We start from the raw sequence: 18,256 nt of genomic DNA on the forward strand, positions 1-18,256 counted from the left end.
GCTACATATGAATTCAAAGATTTACTCGCTGATCACTATATTTCTTTCTTTCCTTTTTTAATGAGGTTAACCATTCTAAATACATTCCTTGTGGCATATTTCTATAACCGATTTTATGTATATAACTGTATTCAGTATTTATTACTGACAGTAGCTTAACAGCAGATGAAGAAGTTTTTTCAAGCTTTAAATATTGGTTTTTATGCGTTTCCGCTTTTAGAATCAAGGCCGTTATCAGATTCGGAAATATATGTACCGCACGATCAGCACATTTTAAAGCGAAGCTACCATCATTATCCGGAAAAGACCTATTAAATGCAATTGCAAGATCTACCAGGCACAACGCTAAGCTTTCTTTATCATCAAGCGCTTTCATATAAACACCATTTTCAATGGCATCCAAATGGATAAACCCCGATGCCATTAGCCAGGAATCCTGCGGGAATATACCACTGGTAAGTTCGGTGTTATACCATCCTATTGACTTAATGTTATGCTTTATATAAATATGATTGGGAGCCAGGGCTAAATTAGCATTTACACCGATTTCTTCGGCGAGGATCTTATATAGATAGGGCAACGAGTTGCAGTTTCCTTTCTGTGTATTTATCAGTTTGGAAACAAACAGATTTGCGAGCTCTTTGTGTCCAAAGACATCCTCAAAATCATAAGAAAATGGTTTGTATCGAATTGTGTCCTGGTTTAATAAAATTGGCGTTTCCTCGCAGATCACCGAAAAAATCGCAGCATATTTGCTCACCGTCTCCTTATCTTTTTCATTGTAGGTAAGATCTCGGCCCTTAATAATTGTTCTACAAAAGTTAGCCATAAAGCGAATTTTCCTGTCAAGCTCAACCGTATCCAGTTTGCCCTGATAATATGCATTTTCCACACTCAACACAGCAGTTTTAAAACTGTATTTCTGCTTATCGCCCAGCATATTATCAATAGTCTGGTAGGCGTCGTTATAAAACTGGTTCTCCTGGGCTTTGATTAAACCTGCGATAAAGATAAATAAAGAGAGATATAAGTATTTCATAAGTTTGGTTCCCAACATGGGGTACATTTAAAAATCTGGATTTTGAATATGGTCGATAATGTCAATTGCTAGTATGTCATCTGTCTTTCGATCATACTTTGAAAGATAAAAATCAATTAGAAAGCGAAGTTCTTTTAGTGAACAAAGACGTTCATATGTCATTCCATTTTCATTGAGTATTTCCTTCATTCCCCTTTTAAATTTGAATAAATGATAGGTCGTGTCAATTCCCACTGAGTATTCTGCATAAAGAATTATTTTCTCATGATCCATTTCGCTCAGGTCTTCAATAAGTAAATCATTGATTGTATGTCTTCTAATTGCTTTTATAATTTCATCTAATTTCATGGCTACATACATTTATTTTTATTCGACAAGATTCAACACTTTCCACCCATCAGCTTTTGTTAAACCTACCCAAAATTTATTGACCGATATAAATCCGTCCGGATAGTAAAGTGTTTCTTCAATGAGCTCCTGGTCTTTTCTTCTTTCTAAAAGGTTGAATACGCGCTCAATGGTCTCAAAATTTGGAAAACCGTTAATCTCCAACTCTTCTAACAGAGAAACTCTCAGCACACTGGCTACTTTAGAATGGATTTTTGAATCCCATTGCATATTGTGTTCTTGCATCACATTTTCCGCTTCCAGATGAAAGTCCTTACAGGATAAAATACCTTCCATATTATTTTCACTGTAAAAATTTTCCAACGTTATTATCGCACCTTCAGGGGTTGAACGGTCTGATCTGAAAAAGTCATTCCCATTATCAATACGATATCCACAGTGTATTTCGAAATTTATTCTTTCATCGTCTGATAACATATTGTAATAATGGCGTATGGTGTAACCTCCAATCATTCGTTGATTATCTATCAACATCCAGTCAACAGCTTCACTTCGGAGTATGGTTTCCGTCTGACCTGTTTCAACTAGGGTTCCTACATAATATACTTCTTCGATTCTTATATTTTCTAACCAAACAAAAACATCATTTTTATTTTTGAACTTTATAGAATTATACCCAGTAAATCCACTTTCGATCAAATTATCGAAATGCCATAGGGTACTGTCGGCCTTGTATAAATTATATATGAATTTATCATCAACCTGAATTGTTATGTGATTCTCCATTTGGTATCTTAATGCTTTGGGAACATTACCTGGTTACTATTTAAGCTGATCGTAACTTAATGCTGAATTTTCACCGCAAAAAGTCTTTAATCCATTGCGCCGATTTCAAAAATCGTTTTGCCGTATCGTCGCCCCATATCGCTCCATAATTAAACTCGTAGTTTTTACAACTTTCATTTTCCAAAACGATATGTGCAACCTGTAAAAATATTGTATTATCAATATTCCCTGAAAGTTCTTGAAATTTTTTGCTCCAACTTGCGGTCGGATTTGCGCCCCGAGCTGTATCCAAAAAATGAATAAGCTGAACTTTAATTTCAAAATCGTCCCAGGTATTTTCTGAAATCTCTAGATTCAAAACATTGTTAATAATGGTATAGCAGCCTTGTTGATTTTCAACTCTAATGTTTTTAAGATAATCAATCATTCCAATGTCTTTCACAGTTACCAATTTTAGAATCTTTTTAAAACAGATAATATCATGATGAAACTCTTTATGTTGTACGATGCACAAAATATTTTTAAAAGTCGCTAACTTAACTTCGACAGTGCCCTGTTTAAAAATAGATCGGACTTGCTCGATCTTTATAATATCTTCTAAAAAGTTGCTATTAGGCGAAACAAAATAGTTCTGTTTAAGATAAGCCGTTGTATAATAAAAGTCTTCTGGTGTGTAGCTAATAGCCTTATCATTTACAAATCTCACTATAAGATTTTCTCGGAGCAATGCACCTAATCTTGCCACATATAATGATCTTAAAAAGGCTCCATTAAATTCATTGTTAAAATGCAATAACTTTGGTAAGATGTATTTATAACTTTTCTTTTCAATTTCGGATGAAACAAGTTCATTGAATCTATTCTCTAATTCTTTTTCTGCTTGTAATTGCTCTTCCTTATCATTGCTTAATTCTTGATGCTTTAAAAGCAATAAGTCAAACCAATCTTGTACTTTGGTATAATCGTTATCCGAAATATCTAGCCGTTTAGCTAGAATTCTAGATTTCTCAAGATCGTCATTTTTAAAAATTAGATACTGTTCCTCCATTCTTAAGTAAATATTAGATTATGATCTTTGAGTATCATACACCAAAAGGCCCTGATCGAACCAAATATCTTCATAACCTTTATTGTCTGCCAAAAAACGACATCCAGGAGGAAGTCCTAGATATTTTACTATTTCTGGGAAAGTCTCAAACAAATGAGAAATATGAATTGGTTTAAAAAAATCAGCTGCTTCTGAATATTCGCCTGCCCAAATATACCATCCCGAAGTGTCTCCTTCTGGGAAATGTCTTAAGCCATTCAATGGCATTTCACCACTACCAAAATTTTCAGATATACCAATTTTCAAATTAAGATCAGTTTCGAAAAATTCCTGATTATATTTTATACAAATCTCCTGTTGTTCTTCTTTATAATTATTGTCCATTTGTTCTCTGATTTATGATTTTTTTCATCTCCTTTGAATATTTACTCATTGCAGCTCCTTGTTGAGCAGAACAAGTTTGGCATTGCGAATTTACAGCATTTAAAGATCGCATTCTTTTAGTATCAATAGTTCCTGTTTGATAATGTTCTTTGACAAGTTCATACTTATGATTTGCCACCATTTTTGTGTCGGTTGCCCCACAAGTGACACAAGGCTCACCTTGCACAGCTGCTCTTTGGGCTGCCGTTGTTGCATTATTAGGTCGCTTATATATAGTATTCGTGACTGGCTCTGAAAGAGCATTTTTTGTGCCACTTGCTTCAGCTCCCAACAATGGCGAAACACTTCCTGCCATTTCCAGAGCTTTTCCTGCAGGTGTAGTTGCGCTTGGAGGATTAAGGTTCATATTTGGATCTGGACTAAACGTCGCAATCATCCAAACATCGTAAAGACCATTAATAGCGGAACCTATTCCTGATAGTGTAGAAGCAATCGCATCTCTTGTAAAATTCGATAATTGCAACAGCCCTGTCGTTCCCCCAGCTGGTAATGATTGAGCCTGCCCATTAAATCCTAAGTAAACAGCGCCAGCATCCCCTCCCTGGCCTTGAATTGTAGCGTTACTTATTACAGTACCATCATCTTTGTAGTTAGTAAAGCCTCTTGACTGATAATTGTCCGAAGTCAGGTCACTTTGCCACTGCCAAACATTATCTTTACCTAGTCCCCATCCAAGCCCTTCTCTTCCATCAGGGTCAATATTACTGATAGGATTATTAAAAACATAGTTGTAAGGCGTCCAACTTGAAAACTCTTCACTCAAGGGGTCAGGACTCATCCAGCGTCCATGAGTATCACCGGTCGGTTGTGCGTCAGGATCTTCAAGATCTATTTCAATGAAATCAACAACCTCACCTTTTTTGACGTTGAATTTTACTGATCCTATCGTAACAATACTATCCTGATCATGAAATTCAAGGTATTTTCCCTTACTTAATGTGGCTACCTTGGGGTAGTAACCATATTTTTTAAATGGGTTTCCTGCTTCTATATTTTTTCTTCTTCTTTCAGCTTCTGCAGGACTTAAGCTATCTCTGGTTTTGAGAACTTCCGACATATACGGGCGGGAACGCTCTTCTTTAGATAGATTAACCGGATTTACCCATTCTTCCTGTTTAATGGTTTTTTTCTTTTGTTTTAACTGTCCTTGCGAATAACTCACGAGAAGCAGGAAAACAAAAAATAAAATCTTTCTCATAATTTATTTGTTTTTTGATTATCTGTTATAAAAATTCCTTTGGAATTTTGTAGATCTTAGAGGATTCTTTTTTAGGTGTGATCGGTTTAGGTTTATTTTTGGCTTCTTTCTGCTTTTGGGCATTAATAATTTTGATCCTTTCGGCAATTTCATCACTTTTTTGTTTGTTCTCCGTACTCCTTAATGAGCCGAGCCATTTTTCATATTGATCTAGTGGCATCTGGGTAAAACCCGATTGATCAATATAGTCAAAGCTCAAATTTATTTGACGAAATTGGTCTTCCAATGGTGGGTAATTACGGATATTTTGCAGCTGCTCCTTAATCTGAGGATCAATTCCAAATCTCGCGCAAGACTGCATAAAACGCACTTGATCAGTATTGCTTTTCCATAAAGTCGCATTGATATTCTGCGGATTTAAAAGCAAAGCCTTATCAAGAACTTTCGAAACAAATTCATCATAGCCAAATTTATGAATATAGCCACTTGCCAAATCCACGTATGTCTGCGATAAAACTTCCCGTTTATTTAAGTTTTGCATGTATATCTTATTCTTTAATGCCTCTGCTTTAATATATCCTGAATTGAGTACAAAGGAATTGGCAGAAAACATTCCATTGGTCAATTCAATACTCAGTACTTCTCCATCATCATTTTTAAATCTGATATAGGAGTGATTCGGCGACATTACCAAATATGCATCCGCTCCAATTTGCTCTGCCAATATTAGATATAGTAACGGCATTGAGTGACACTGACCAGAATTAGTTTTCATCAGTTTGGATACAAACATTTTTGAATAATCTTTGGCGCCCATATAATCATCAAAATCGTATTTCATTGCCTTATGAACTACTTTGCCACCCTGTTTACTGTCCTCAGCGAAATACCTAAAAATTGATAGATTCTTGGAAACGTTGTCAGAATCTACCACACGGTTTTTCTTTAGATCATTTCTTATAATGTTCGTTGCTTTTTGGATTTGATTTTGGTAAGATTCATGGAAGTTTTTATTGTTATCGTAATAGGCGTTTTCAACTATAAAGACAGCATCAGCTATGGAATAGCTTTCGGGATCAAGTTGTGACAGATTTTCATACGCTGCATAATATGCGGAGGTACCTTTTTGATTTGCTAATGAAGCAAGTTTAAAGTTTTTAGCGAAGGATTCGGCCCTTAGCTCAGCAATCTGACGTTCAACCTCCTTATTAATCTGCTCTTGATCTGCTTGTTGATTTATCCGAGGATCGGCATGGGAATTAATTCGAGAATGATTATAGCGACCAGGATTGGTCGTTGGGGTCTCCTGCACCCTAAATAGATTATTCTGCTGGGGCATTTCAGGAAACTTGGGTATTTGTGCGAGACAAATGGAACTGACATTAAAAAATAGTAAAATAATATATCTCATCGGTATAACTGTGCTTTTTGTCGGAGGGATTTGCAATTTAATTCTATTTATGTTTTTCGGCTCTAGGTATTTTCACGGAATTTTACTTTTAAATTCTCATTCAAAAAATATATGGAGCGAAATTATAACTAGAAAACGTCAGAACCTGTCGCATTTTAAACTTTGGGAAGTTTAATTATCTTTCTTACGTATTTATTGGGGATAAACAAAGAAAGGCATGGTACTGAAGCCAATCGTCTAAGAGGTACCGCTAAGAACCCAGATGCCGAAAAGACTTAGCCCATGCCAATAGTAGGCACAGGCGTAAGTCTATCGAATTGCATCTGTTTTTGAAAATTAGCGGTTTTCTTAGATTAAATTTTCGATAGCTTACGCTCGTTTATATCTTAATATTCTATTAAATATTCCGACTGCTAATATATTAATTTTTTAGAAATAAATATTCTAATTGGTGATGGTGTTTTATTGTTGAAAATATAATTATGAATAATACTGATGTTGTGGCATATTTTTCCAGTATAATTAAAAAATATTTCGATAAATTTAATTATCTATTAAAAAATTACTAATTTTGCTATTAGCACAATGTGGTCTCTTAACCGACATATCAGAATTGAAGAACAACAATATCATAAGCTTCTTCATAAATTTAATCCGCTAATATTTTCTCTCATTTATAAAAAGATCAGTAATAGGGACGATGTTTTGGATGTCTTTCAGAATGTCATTATCCATATATGGGAATATCGGTCTAAACTGGACTCTACCAATATTGAAAGCATCGTCATAAAAACCTGCCAACAAGAAATAGCACATTTTTATAGGAACGCAAAAATCGATAAAACTAGCGATCTACCCATACATTTATCTGATCCTTCGCATGAAGATTTAGTCATTGCACAAAATAAAGAGGAAAATCTCTCAGAAATCGAAACAGCGATTGAAGAGCTTTTTCCTCCGCTTCGCAGAAAAATTTTCAAAATGAATAAAATAGATGGAGTTACGCAAGAGAAAATTGCCGCTAATTTTAAGATCTCCAAAAGAACGGTTGAAGAGCATATCTCACAATCTATGATCTACCTGAAAAGCAAAGTGAAAATTACTAAATGATGTTAAAGTATCATAAAATAAGTTAATTTTCCATAAAAACCATGTGGTTTTTTCCTCTTTTCTCCTATACATAAAAAAGGCTCTTTTTATGAAAGACAATGTTCCCTATCTCACAGAGGAAGAAGATAATAAAGTATGGACAAATGCTTTAATCGCTATTCGTCGTAAAGAAAAGCAAAAGAGGAAGCGTAAAACTATAATGTACGGCGGCATTGCTGCAGTAGTGATCTTTAGCGGTTGCGTTTTTGGCTATAATTTTTTGATTAAGCCAGATGTCTATATGGCTGTTTCTGATTCCCGTAAGGTCTTACTGCCCGACAAATCAGAAGTAGTATTACAAAAAGGAGCGAAGCTGACCGTTGAAAAGTCATTTTCTTCCGATACACGTGAAGTTACACTGGATGGAGACGCAATCTTTAAAATTTCTAAATCAAAAGAACATCCTTTTATAGTTCATGGTAGAAATTATGAGACTAAAGTATTGGGAACAGTTTTTAAGATTTACCAAAATGAAAAAACTTTCAGCGTGGATCTGTATGAAGGTAAGGTATTGGTCTATAGATCTGAAAAGCCTAATGAATCATTTGAACTAAAGCCAAAAGAAACGTTTTCAAATTTGGGAACTGCACAAGTCGCAAGAATATCTGCCACATCAAGATCAACTGAATCTCATCTTAAATCTAGTTTGTCCTTTAACGATTGCTCCCTAATTAAAGTAGCCCAAATCATAGAGGAAACTTATAATGTAAAAATAATAGTTCCTGATAAAGATAAGGAGGTTAAGATTACGATTTCTTCCACTAATTCTACCGCTAAATCCCTTCTTGAAATAATTGCTTTCCAGCTGGATTTCAACATAAAACAAATTAATGATAAAACATTTCAATTGGAGTGAAAAACTATGGGTTTTAATTATGCCCTCGCTCAATGACGACACATGACCCAGTAAAATTTAAAATGTTGGATAAGGAAATGACCGACGGTTGGCCCCGTCGGTCCTGTATTCAACTAAAATCTCGGTTAGATATTAATTTAAAATACTTTACAAAAATATGAAAATTTTGTACAAAGCCGCCGTGTTCTTTTTGATCGGATGGCAGGGCCTCTATGCCCAAGAAAACCTCTCTACCATGAGGGTAAATTATGAAGCGGAATCACTACCTGCAGTAGATGCTATTGAGCTTTTTTTGAAGGAAAATAAAGTACGTCGCTTTTCTTACAAGAAGAAGTCATTTATAAATTACAAAGTACCAGGTACAAAATGCAATAACGAACTTTTAATGGATTGCCTTGCGAAGTTATTCAAGGAATTACCCTTTGAAACAACCATTTTTAATAACACGGTTGTCATTCGCGAAAAGAAAATCAAAGCAATTAGTCAAATAGCTCCACAAGATCAAAGTTTACCTGTTGACACATTAAAATCAGGGTCTTTTTCGGGTAAAGAAACCAAAATTGAAGAAATCACTTTAAATGCCGGATACTATAAAGTCACCGAAAAGAACAGAACAGGAAGTATTGCAAAGGTTACTGCAAAAGATATCGAAAATCAACCTGTAATTAATGTATTATCCTCTTTACAGGGGCGCATGTCAGGAGTTAATATCACGCAAAATTCTGGGATTCCCGGTGGAGGATTTACAATACAGATCCGGGGACAGAATAGTTTGAGAACAAGTATGAATTCCTCCATAGACGGTAATCTACCACTCTATGTCGTTGATGGTGTACCTTTAAGTGAAATAACAGCTGAAAACACGCAAATAGGTGCTACAGTGATGCCTTCCGGCAAAATTAATCCATTAAATAGTATAAATCCCAATGATATCGAGAGCATCGAAGTATTAAAAGATGCTGATGCGACTGCAATCTACGGTTCCAGAGGAGCAAATGGAGTTATTTTAATAACCACTAAAAAAGGTAAATCAGGTCGGTTAAACGTACGTCTTACAACCAATTACGGTATAAGTGAGGCTGTTTCGAACCTCAAATTATTGAACAGGGATCAATACCTGAACATGCGCCGTACAGCTTACCATAATGACGGAGTTGTAAACTATCCTGCAACAGCCTATGATCTTAATGGAGCTTGGGGAAACAATGAAATAGATTGGCAAAAAACATTGATCGGAAACAAAGCGACCTATAGTAACACCCAACTTTCATTGAGCGGAGGTAGTGAAACAACCAGTTTTTTAGTCAGCCTCGGACACAACGAGCAGACAACTCCTTTTGGACAGGGTTATAAATATCTCAGTAATACTTTTAATTCTAATCTGTCCCATCGTTCAAAGGATAACCGCTTTCAGCTCAGTTTATCCAATATGTTTACCAATCAGAAAAACAATGTTGTTAGAACTGATATTACTGGCAGTAGTTATACGCTACCACCTGTATCACCTCTGCTCTATAATGAAGATGGAAGTTTAAATTGGGCCGGAAATACTTTTAACAATCCTTTAGCGGCCTTTAATGCCACTTATAGTAACGATACCAAGCTCTTTCAAACTAATATAAACGCTGATTACAAACTTTATTCGGATATGAAATTTAAGATTAATGCAGGTTTAAATTACACTGCAATAAATGAATTATCTCTACTTCCCAATACGGTCAATAATCCATCCCTTGCAAGCGGTGCTTCCAGCGCTACTTCCCAATCAAGAAAAAAAGATCAGGATATTTTTTCTTTCATTATTGAACCTCAATTAAACTGGACAAAAAATTGGGGGAACCATAAAATTGATTTTTTGATAGGGGGAAGTTTTCAGAGAAATGTAAGGAATACTGATGAAATTACAGGAATAGGATTTGAAAGCAATCAGTTTATTACAAATGTTTCCGCGGCAAAAACGATAAGAATGGGTGACCAATCATCTACTGAATACAGATATGCCGCATTATTTGGTAGGTTAAATTATCAATATAAAAATCGTTATATACTGAATGTTACTGGACGACGTGATGGTAGTAGTCGTTTTGGACCAAATAACAGATTTGCAAATTTTGGAGCTCTTGGAATTGCATGGTTATTCTCAAAAGAGGAATTTCTAAAAGATTCCAGATGGCTATCTTTTGGAAAGATTCGCGGTAGCTATGGTTCGACAGGAAGTGATAATATCGGGGATTTTCAATTTTTGGACAATTATACTGTTTCCTCAACATTAATATACAATGGAATTACTGGACTTTTACCTGCCAGACTATTTAATCCCAACTACAGTTGGGAAAAAACAAGAAAGTTTGAAACTGCTATTGAACTAGGCTTTTTTGAGAACCGTATTACTACTAATTTAGCATATTATCGTAATAGATCTTCAAATCAATTGGTTGGCTACCAACTTTCTGCCGTCACTGGATTTCCAAGTGTGACAGCAAATCTGGACGCCACAGTGCAGAATACCGGACTGGAATTTGAAATAAATGCAAGGCCAATTTCAACTAAGAACTTTAATTGGGAATCTAATCTTAATATAACATTCCCGAAAAATAAACTGTTATCATTTCCAGGTCTTGCCGGTTCACCTTATGCAAGTCAATATTCCATTGGCTCTTCAACGCAGATTGTTAAGCTATATCAATTGGAAGGTATTAATCCGCAGACAGGACTTTATCAGTTCACTGATTTTAATGGAGACGGTAAAATATCGTCGCCAGATGACCGTCAGGTTATTGAAGATCTTCAAATTAAATTTTTTGGTGGTATAAATAACAGTATTCGATATAAAAATTGGGATTTATCTTTTTTATTCCAATTCGTCAAAAAGAAAAACTATAACCAAAATTCAATTATGCCTCTTCCGGGTACAATGGTTAACCAACCTGTGGAAGTACTGGATGTCTGGTCTGCCGAGAATCCTAACGGAACATATATGCCCTATAGTGCATCAAAAAATTTGCTAAGTCATAACCTATTTAAAGGAAGTACAGCTGCTGTTTCAGATGCATCCTTTGTAAGATTAAAAAACCTAGAATTTGGTTATAATATACCGATGTCTTCAAGTCCTTTTAAAAGTGCTAAAATTTACTTTCAGGGCCAGAATTTAATAACATGGACTAAATTCTTTGGTGTCGATCCAGAGGCAATAATCTCAGGTTTTCTTCCTCCCTTAAGAACATACTCTTTCGGACTACAGTTAAATTTTTAATTTCTAATCTCATGAAAAATTTTAAATATTTATATACATGCATTTTCACATCTTTCTCATTGTATTTTTCGATTTCGTGCGAAAAATTGATTGACGTTGATCTACCGAATAATCAGATTGCCAGCAACGAAGTATTTCAGGATCTTCAAACAGCCAACGCTGCGTTATCTGCTTTATATGCCGATGTAATGTCAAATTCCCCGGTTTCAGGTGTGAATCTTGATGCCGCCCTAGGCGTTTATACGGATGAACTGGATGAATTCAGTACAACGATTACTCCAACTAGGGAACTTTATCTAAACCAACAAACTGACACGAATCAAACTGTATACAATATCTGGGTTTCATCGTTTAAACATATTTATACAGCTAATGCTATTATTGAAGGTGTTGATAAATCTACCGGGATTTCACTGTCTGACAAAAGGTATTTGAAGGGAGAAGCTTTATTTATTAGAACGTTAATGTTTTTTTATTTGAACCAACTTTGGGGGGATATTCCATATCCTCAAACAACAGATTACACAATAAATCAGATCCTAAATAAAACACCTTCAAATGATGCATTGAAAAAAATGATAGATGATCTTCAACAGGTCATGACACTATTGCAGGATGACTATCGAAATGCTGAACGGATATATGCCAATAAAATGACGGCAAGGCTTCTACTGGCAAAGATCTATATGGCACAGAAAAATTGGAATCAAGCAGAGCAATTGTTAAAAGAAATTACCCAATCTTCGCTTTATCAAATAGAAACCGATATAACAAAAGTATTTCAAAAGTCAGGTAAACACATTCTTTGGCAATTAAAACCTATTAATAATGCTTCACTGAAACAGGCTACCTTATACTATTTCTCAAATGCAAAGCCTAGTTCTTATGCTTTGAGTATGAATCTTGTAAACTCCTTCAACTCTAATGACCTAAGAAAACAGCAGTGGGTGGCGTCAGTATCCTATAATGGATCAATATGGTATAGAGCTGAAAAATACAAAAATCGCGATAATACAAATGCTAATGAGTATTCTATCATATTCAGGGTGGAAGAAGCTTATCTTTTATTGTCAGAATCTTTGGCTCAGCAGAGTAAACTCACAGAAGGGCTTATTTATTTAAATGCGATAAGACAAAGGGCAGGTTTAGCGGCATTAAGCAACTTAAGCCAAGCAGATCTCCTTAATGAAATCCTTTTGGAAGATAGACGTGAATTCTTTACTGAAACAGGACATAGGTTTCTTGATCTGAAGAGAATGGATAAACTCAATTTATTGTCAACTGCAAAGCCTAACTGGAAGGATTTTCATAAACTTTGGCCAATCCCCCAAAATGAAATTCTACTCAATCTAAATCTCAAACCTCAGAATAATGGCTATTAAGATCAAATATTTACTGTTATCCATAATTTTTAACGGTTTCATTTTTATACCTGCTCAACAGCAGGGGGATACCTTAACCCAATGGAAGGCAAAATTTGCAACATTGGGTGGGGTTCCCAAGATTTCACCTGAAGGAACATGGATAGGAATCAATAAGCAATATAAACTCGGTGGTGATTCGGCTTATGTTGTAAGCACAAAGGACAAGACAGTACATAAGATTATATCGACGGGAATTTTGGAGTTTCTTAAGGAAGAAGGAGTTTTTGGAAGAAAAGCCGATCAAGTACAGTTTGTGAACCTTAAGACTGGTAAATTATACCAGTATAATAATATCAACAATTTTTATCGGCTGGTCAACTTAGATAAATATGCTATTTACTCAAAAGATAAGCGACTTCGTTTTTATGATCTTACAGGAAATCAGCTGCTGGAAATAGCAGACATTGATGGTCTTCTGGTAACAGACTCAAAAAGTAAACTATATATTGTAAAGCAGCATGAAGGAAAAACCAAGATCCTTGAAACAGCAGGTACAAAACAGAAGGTTGTGTACTCGACAGAAAATCGAATTACAAAGATCGAACTTACGCAATCTGGCAAACAGCTTATCATTACAGAAGTTCAGGTTCAGAAAGGACATAATCAATTGACTATACTCGATTCAGAACATGACTATAAAAAGGTAATTCAATTAGAGGTTCCAACCAAATCAGAAGTAAGTTTGACGGAAATTCAGGATGGAAAGTACTTTCTCATCAATTCTAGAGTAAGATGCTCCGAAGAGCAGTCTTCCTTGGTTGACATTTGGTATGGCAATGATCCATTTGTCAACCTACATAAAAGAATGTACGTAAATAACGAATACTGGATATGGGATACGATAACGAATAAACTGCAGTCATTAAAAATTCAGGAGAACCATGTACTTGAATCTTTAAATAATGATCGATATTTTCTGACCTATCTACCTAGAAAAGATTACAATTTTATTACGTTTACGCCAGATATCAATGATGCCTACATATTTGATAAAGCAGCAGAAAGTTTAACTGCAATCGGTAGCTTAAAACAAATACATACTTTAACAAAAGGTTGGAGACCCGACTTTGTGGGAAATAGTTTTTTTTGTTCCAAGGATGGCAGGTTGTTCCTAGCGAGCAATGATGGTAAAAATTGGTCTTTGTTCAGTGCTTCGGGCAAGAAAGAAGCCCTAATAAAACAAATTGGTCTTGAAAAACCTGTTTTTACGGCAAACAGCAAGCAAATTTATTTTGAAAGCAGTGACGACCTCTGGAAATATGACATCAATAGAAAGAAGTTGATCGCTTTGGGCATTGCAAAAGGAAATAAAGTCAAAATTAAAAATCAAACTAACGAATTTGGTGAAAGTACATTAAATTCATTTTTACCGGAAGATTCCATATTGCTGGAAGTATATGATAATTATTCAAATAAAACTTCTTACAATATGTACCGCAAGGGAAAATGGAAAGAGGTTGTACCGGAAACGGAAAACAGGATTGACTCTGATCATCTACTTTTCAACAGAAATATGACAACCTTTTATACGTTGGAAAGAAATTTCAACCATCCACCTACATTGTATTCCTATGTCAATGGACATAAAAATAAATTGTTCAATGCCGGAATTAAGGATGTTGAAGCACAAAGGATCAAACAAGAAATCTATAATTTCAATGCCGTAGGTAAGAATCTAAAGGGCATTTTATATTATCCAGTAGAATATGATGCAAAGAAAAAATACCCGATGGTAGTCCATATCTATCAGGTACAACGCACTTTAAGCAATGATTATCTTTCTCCAAATAATGTATCACCTGTAGGATTCCAGATCAGGACTTTATTGGAACGAGGTTATTTTGTTTATCTGCCTGATATCGAACAAGGCAAGGATGGACCCGGCATATCTGCGCTGGAATGCGTGAACAATGCGCTGGATACTGTAATGAAAAACCCTCTAATTGATCAGGACAGAATTGCGCTTATAGGACATTCCTATGGTGGTTATGAAACCAATTTCATCGCTACCCACTCGCATCGCTTTAAGACATATGTTTCAGGAGCAGGTTTAAGTGATTTGATCAGCAGTTATTATTCTTATAGCTATCAGTATGTTAAACCGTATTATTTTTATTATGAAACTGAGCAGTTCAAAATGGCAAACTCAGTAGCAGAAGATAAACAACGCTATTTATTGAATAGTCCCGTTCTAAACGTTGAAAATGTCAATGCCCCTATTTTATTATGGGCAGGAAAGAAAGATGAAAATGTACCATTGGGGCAAATAATGGAATTTTATATTGGTTTAAGGCGTTATCAGAAACAGGTTATTGCCCTCTTTTATCCAAAAGGAGATCACGATTTTCTTCATCACACATCAGAAGAAATAGACAGGGATAGGAGAATTTTGGAATGGTTCGACTACTTTCTAAAAGATCAAAAAGAAGTTCCATGGATCAATAGGCAAATAAAAAAGAAGGCGCTTTTTTAAACGCCCTCTCTCCGAAGTTACGGTGTAGTTCTGAATAGTTCGACTGAACATTGTGTTTCACTATCCATAAACTGATGTAATTGCGAAATACCGTCTCCATCCCAAGTACAAACAAATCCAGTTGTGGCATTACAATCCTGTTGTACCTGAACACATTTGTCGTTCTCGTCAATACGATAGGTCGGAATTACTTTAGAGGCTTTACTTGCCATATTGGTAGCGAAAGCAGCTCCTGCACCCATTGCTACAATAAGTGCTGGCAATAATATCTTTTTCATATTAAGTGTTTATTGGTTTATGCCTAATCTTTTCAAGGTTTTCGGCAATCCCTTTTTTGGGTTCCTTATCAACAGGCTGCTCCCTGAGTGGCCTGTTTCGTTTTGAATTCATGTCAAAAGCACCATCCCTGATTTTATAACGAACCAGTTCATTTCCAATGAGGACGAAAAGGTTGTTGTCCTGAACGATCATTGCAGACATTGGTATATTGTTTTTGTGTCGAATGTAAAAACTACCAATATATTGCTGTTGATCAGTGCTGTATACATCAATTATGGAAGATGTTTTCCAGGATTTTGCGGGCTCATGTTTGCCTTTCAGGTTGGATTGATTAAATAATAAATTACCCGAAACCAGTGAACCTTTATTTACGCTAAAAGGCGGAGCACTCATTTTATTATTGCCATTGGATAAACGTACTACAGAAATTTTTGCACGGCTTGTTGTATCAATGGTATTTAAACGATTCAATATCTTCAAATTGTTATCCATCACAATGTATTGGTTGCGATAGACATAGGTGTAGACCAGTTTTCCGCTCTGACTATCAGAACTCAAAATTCCATCGACATCAAAAATTCCGTCAATCTGTTTTTCTAAAATATCCGGTTGCAAATCCAGTTTTTTATTTTTATCTAAATCTAGTGAAGCTAGAATATACCGTTTATCAGACCTCCGCTGAGTTCTAATGGCAAATCGCATTGAATCAAGTATGGCAAGCTGATTAAAATATGCATCACCAAAGCTTATTGTTTTTGCTAATGAGTCCTCCAGCTTCCCTTGATAAATTACTGGTACAGAACCATCATACATATAAAAATATGGTTTGCGGATTGTTAACTTTAAGTTTCGGAATGCATGATTTTTATTGTCCAATTTTACCTTTATATCTGACATTCCTCTTAGTGCAGTGTCAATTTTTGTTATGAAAAGCGGTGCAGTTGTATTTCCCAAATAGATATTTCCATCCTCCAACCCAGCAAAGTAGTAAGAATTTACTCCCAGGTCATAAATCTGTTCTTTAACAAGTGGATGCGGTACAAATCGCCTTGTAAAATTATTCTCCTGCTTAATAATGTGTTCGGAACTTAAAAATAAGCATACAACAATTCCACAACTGACAATACTTATGGCAATAGATTTGGATAGGGGTAAGATCAGTCGATTTTGTGGATTCTGTTTTCTTTCCCTGTAAAGAATTGCTGTAAAAATTAGTAGCACGACCACGATATTAAAAATCAGGTGTTCAGTCCACCCTAATTTTTCTAATATTCCGCCGCATGAACACGGAACAAAATCACTATAATTTATTATCAGATATATATAGATAGTAAAAGCTGTCATTAAACCCAAAGAGCCATATAATGCAAGTAATTGATAATCTGGAACACAGACATAAACTGCCAACGCAAATTCAACTATAATTACGGCATAGGAAATAAATCCTGCATAGGCACTTAACAGTGGGGATTGCGCGAGTTGAACCTGGAAATTTTCAAAATCCAATAGTTTACTCATAGCTGCATATACAAAAAGCAGTGCTATAAAATAAGCTACAATACTTGCATAGTCTTTTCCAAGATACTTTTTCATCACAATCGGTTTAATGATTATTTATAATCAAATTTCCAAAACCTTTTGTGAAAAAAAATATCTAGAATGAGCTAATGTATTTCAAAAAAATGCTTTTTTATTATAATAAATTCCCACTAATAGGAATATTATTATCGATAATATAATATTTGTTTGAATCTAGGTATTTCATCCAGAGATATTTTATAATGTTGATTAAATAATCTATATAGGTTTAAATAGTCTCCGAATTGATTATTATAGGCAACCTCTTTCATTGTCATATCTGAAAAAAGGATATCGAGATTAGCCCCAATCATCTTCAATTTTATATAAAATTGGTAAAAGGTATCTTCAAGATAAATCTTACAGTCTTTTTGGAACTTCTTATAATTCCGATTAAATGAGGTTACAAAGTCCTTTAAAGAACGTGCTAGCTTTGCATCGTACAAGTCAAGAAGCCTTTCAATATAATCAAGATCCTGGGCAATTATAGCAATTAGAATCCTCGGTATTTCAAATTCATGAAGCAAAAATGTAATAGTTTTGCCATAAGAATCAGTCGCTGCAATTCCTGTCAATAATGCTAAATTTTCGGGCTTACGATATTGGGTATGAATGGGAACAATACGGTTTTTAACATTATCTTCGATTTCTTCGATGACAAACGATAAACCCAATAAAGTTTCATCATCTTTTACCTTCTTGAAGTCTTTTATTCTTTTTTCAATAACGCAAGATTTTTTTGCTATATCCAATTCTTTAGGCAGAAACCCTGTTTTTTGAAAGAATTCAATATAAAAATCCATGAGCTTATTCAACTGTAGTTGAATCACATCAATTTGATTAGTGTGAAATGCAGGAGAGACCCAGGGAAGTTTTGCAAACTCTCCAATAGCGTCCTTAAACGTACTTTCGACCAGTGATACTAAATAAGTGTTCATAATTATTGGCCAGTTAGTATAACAAATTTCTT

At 35.0% G+C, this 18,256-nt stretch carries 15 protein-coding genes; 5 read left to right on the forward strand and 10 right to left on the reverse strand.

The features are described from left to right. Positions 1 to 13: 13 nt before the first annotated feature. The 7 genes from B4G94_RS01580 to B4G94_RS01610 form a co-directional block, all read right to left on the reverse strand. On the reverse strand, positions 14 to 1,039 hold the full coding sequence (locus B4G94_RS01580; RefSeq protein WP_286856714.1) for a hypothetical protein: 1,026 nt from the start codon (positions 1,037 to 1,039) through the stop codon (positions 14 to 16). 27 nt (positions 1,040 to 1,066) lie between these two features. Further along, positions 1,067 to 1,387, reverse strand: coding sequence for a hypothetical protein (locus tag B4G94_RS01585; protein WP_124533470.1), 321 nt, complete (start codon positions 1,385 to 1,387; stop codon positions 1,067 to 1,069). An 18-nt stretch (positions 1,388 to 1,405) separates the two neighbouring features. Then, positions 1,406 to 2,173, reverse strand: coding sequence for a DUF2314 domain-containing protein (locus B4G94_RS01590; RefSeq protein WP_286856715.1), 768 nt, complete (start codon positions 2,171 to 2,173; stop codon positions 1,406 to 1,408). 70 nt (positions 2,174 to 2,243) lie between these two features. Further along, entirely contained in the window at positions 2,244 to 3,221 is a 978-nt protein-coding gene (locus tag B4G94_RS01595; RefSeq protein WP_286856717.1) for a hypothetical protein, read from the reverse strand. Between the two features lie 18 nt (positions 3,222 to 3,239). Next, on the reverse strand, positions 3,240 to 3,605 hold the full coding sequence (locus tag B4G94_RS01600; protein WP_286856718.1) for an immunity protein Imm33 domain-containing protein: 366 nt from the start codon (positions 3,603 to 3,605) through the stop codon (positions 3,240 to 3,242). Then, complete coding sequence (locus B4G94_RS01605) at positions 3,595 to 4,863, reverse strand: RHS repeat domain-containing protein (RefSeq protein ID WP_286856719.1); 1,269 nt, start codon at positions 4,861 to 4,863, stop codon at positions 3,595 to 3,597. The genes B4G94_RS01600 and B4G94_RS01605 overlap by 11 nt, the downstream gene beginning before the upstream one ends. A gap of 25 nt (positions 4,864 to 4,888) precedes the next feature. Continuing rightward, entirely contained in the window at positions 4,889 to 6,274 is a 1,386-nt protein-coding gene (locus tag B4G94_RS01610; protein WP_286856720.1) for a transglutaminase family protein, read from the reverse strand. A gap of 585 nt (positions 6,275 to 6,859) precedes the next feature. On the opposite strand from B4G94_RS01610, the gene B4G94_RS01615 reads away from it, so the two are divergent. The 5 genes from B4G94_RS01615 (at position 6,860) to B4G94_RS01635 (ending at position 15,429) form a co-directional block, all read left to right on the forward strand. Beyond that, positions 6,860 to 7,384, forward strand: a complete 525-nt coding sequence (locus B4G94_RS01615; protein ID WP_124533456.1) for an RNA polymerase sigma factor — start codon at positions 6,860 to 6,862, stop codon at positions 7,382 to 7,384. An 88-nt stretch (positions 7,385 to 7,472) separates the two neighbouring features. Then, positions 7,473 to 8,279, forward strand: a complete 807-nt coding sequence (locus B4G94_RS01620) for a FecR family protein (protein WP_286856722.1) — start codon at positions 7,473 to 7,475, stop codon at positions 8,277 to 8,279. 157 nt (positions 8,280 to 8,436) lie between these two features. Then, entirely contained in the window at positions 8,437 to 11,532 is a 3,096-nt protein-coding gene (locus B4G94_RS01625) for a SusC/RagA family TonB-linked outer membrane protein (RefSeq protein ID WP_286856723.1), read from the forward strand. An 11-nt stretch (positions 11,533 to 11,543) separates the two neighbouring features. Continuing rightward, positions 11,544 to 12,914 (forward strand): RagB/SusD family nutrient uptake outer membrane protein, encoded by a 1,371-nt coding sequence (locus tag B4G94_RS01630; RefSeq protein ID WP_286856725.1) that lies wholly within the window; start codon positions 11,544 to 11,546, stop codon positions 12,912 to 12,914. After that, positions 12,904 to 15,429: an alpha/beta hydrolase family protein gene (locus B4G94_RS01635; protein ID WP_286856726.1), complete on the forward strand. Its 2,526-nt coding sequence runs from the start codon at positions 12,904 to 12,906 to the stop codon at positions 15,427 to 15,429. Before B4G94_RS01630 ends, B4G94_RS01635 begins: the two co-directional genes overlap by 11 nt. 17 nt (positions 15,430 to 15,446) lie before the next feature. Here the strand turns inward: B4G94_RS01635 and B4G94_RS01640 are convergent, their stop codons facing one another. The 3 genes from B4G94_RS01640 to B4G94_RS01650 all read right to left on the reverse strand — a co-directional run bounded on the left by B4G94_RS01640 (position 15,447) and on the right by B4G94_RS01650 (position 18,224). Further along, on the reverse strand, positions 15,447 to 15,707 hold the full coding sequence (locus tag B4G94_RS01640; RefSeq protein ID WP_228447826.1) for a DUF6520 family protein: 261 nt from the start codon (positions 15,705 to 15,707) through the stop codon (positions 15,447 to 15,449). A gap of 1 nt (position 15,708) precedes the next feature. Further along, positions 15,709 to 17,301, reverse strand: a complete 1,593-nt coding sequence (locus tag B4G94_RS01645; protein ID WP_124533444.1) for a DoxX family protein — start codon at positions 17,299 to 17,301, stop codon at positions 15,709 to 15,711. 131 nt (positions 17,302 to 17,432) lie between these two features. Then, positions 17,433 to 18,224: a hypothetical protein gene (locus tag B4G94_RS01650; RefSeq protein ID WP_286856727.1), complete on the reverse strand. Its 792-nt coding sequence runs from the start codon at positions 18,222 to 18,224 to the stop codon at positions 17,433 to 17,435. Between the last annotated feature and the right edge of the window lie 32 nt (positions 18,225 to 18,256).

The sequence above is a fragment of the Sphingobacterium sp. UBA7625 genome (assembly GCF_002484085.1).
Classification (GTDB): Bacteria; Bacteroidota; Bacteroidia; order Sphingobacteriales; family Sphingobacteriaceae; genus Sphingobacterium; species Sphingobacterium athyrii.

Bases quoted from the DNA above. Each gene is read 5' to 3' on its own strand.
- B4G94_RS01580 (WP_286856714.1), bottom strand. From the start codon at position 1,039: ATGAAATACTTATATCTCTCTTTATTTATCTTTATCGCAGGTTTAATC.
- B4G94_RS01585 (WP_124533470.1), bottom strand. From the start codon at position 1,387: ATGAAATTAGATGAAATTATAAAAGCAATTAGAAGACATACAATCAAT.
- B4G94_RS01590 (WP_286856715.1), bottom strand. From the start codon at position 2,173: ATGGAGAATCACATAACAATTCAGGTTGATGATAAATTCATATATAAT.
- B4G94_RS01595 (WP_286856717.1), bottom strand. From the start codon at position 3,221: ATGGAGGAACAGTATCTAATTTTTAAAAATGACGATCTTGAGAAATCT.
- B4G94_RS01600 (WP_286856718.1), bottom strand. From the start codon at position 3,605: ATGGACAATAATTATAAAGAAGAACAACAGGAGATTTGTATAAAATAT.
- B4G94_RS01605 (WP_286856719.1), bottom strand. From the start codon at position 4,863: ATGAGAAAGATTTTATTTTTTGTTTTCCTGCTTCTCGTGAGTTATTCG.
- B4G94_RS01610 (WP_286856720.1), bottom strand. From the start codon at position 6,274: ATGAGATATATTATTTTACTATTTTTTAATGTCAGTTCCATTTGTCTC.
- B4G94_RS01615 (WP_124533456.1), top strand. From the start codon at position 6,860: ATGTGGTCTCTTAACCGACATATCAGAATTGAAGAACAACAATATCAT.
- B4G94_RS01620 (WP_286856722.1), top strand. From the start codon at position 7,473: ATGAAAGACAATGTTCCCTATCTCACAGAGGAAGAAGATAATAAAGTA.
- B4G94_RS01625 (WP_286856723.1), top strand. From the start codon at position 8,437: ATGAAAATTTTGTACAAAGCCGCCGTGTTCTTTTTGATCGGATGGCAG.
- B4G94_RS01630 (WP_286856725.1), top strand. From the start codon at position 11,544: ATGAAAAATTTTAAATATTTATATACATGCATTTTCACATCTTTCTCA.
- B4G94_RS01635 (WP_286856726.1), top strand. From the start codon at position 12,904: ATGGCTATTAAGATCAAATATTTACTGTTATCCATAATTTTTAACGGT.
- B4G94_RS01640 (WP_228447826.1), bottom strand. From the start codon at position 15,707: ATGAAAAAGATATTATTGCCAGCACTTATTGTAGCAATGGGTGCAGGA.
- B4G94_RS01645 (WP_124533444.1), bottom strand. From the start codon at position 17,301: ATGAAAAAGTATCTTGGAAAAGACTATGCAAGTATTGTAGCTTATTTT.
- B4G94_RS01650 (WP_286856727.1), bottom strand. From the start codon at position 18,224: ATGAACACTTATTTAGTATCACTGGTCGAAAGTACGTTTAAGGACGCT.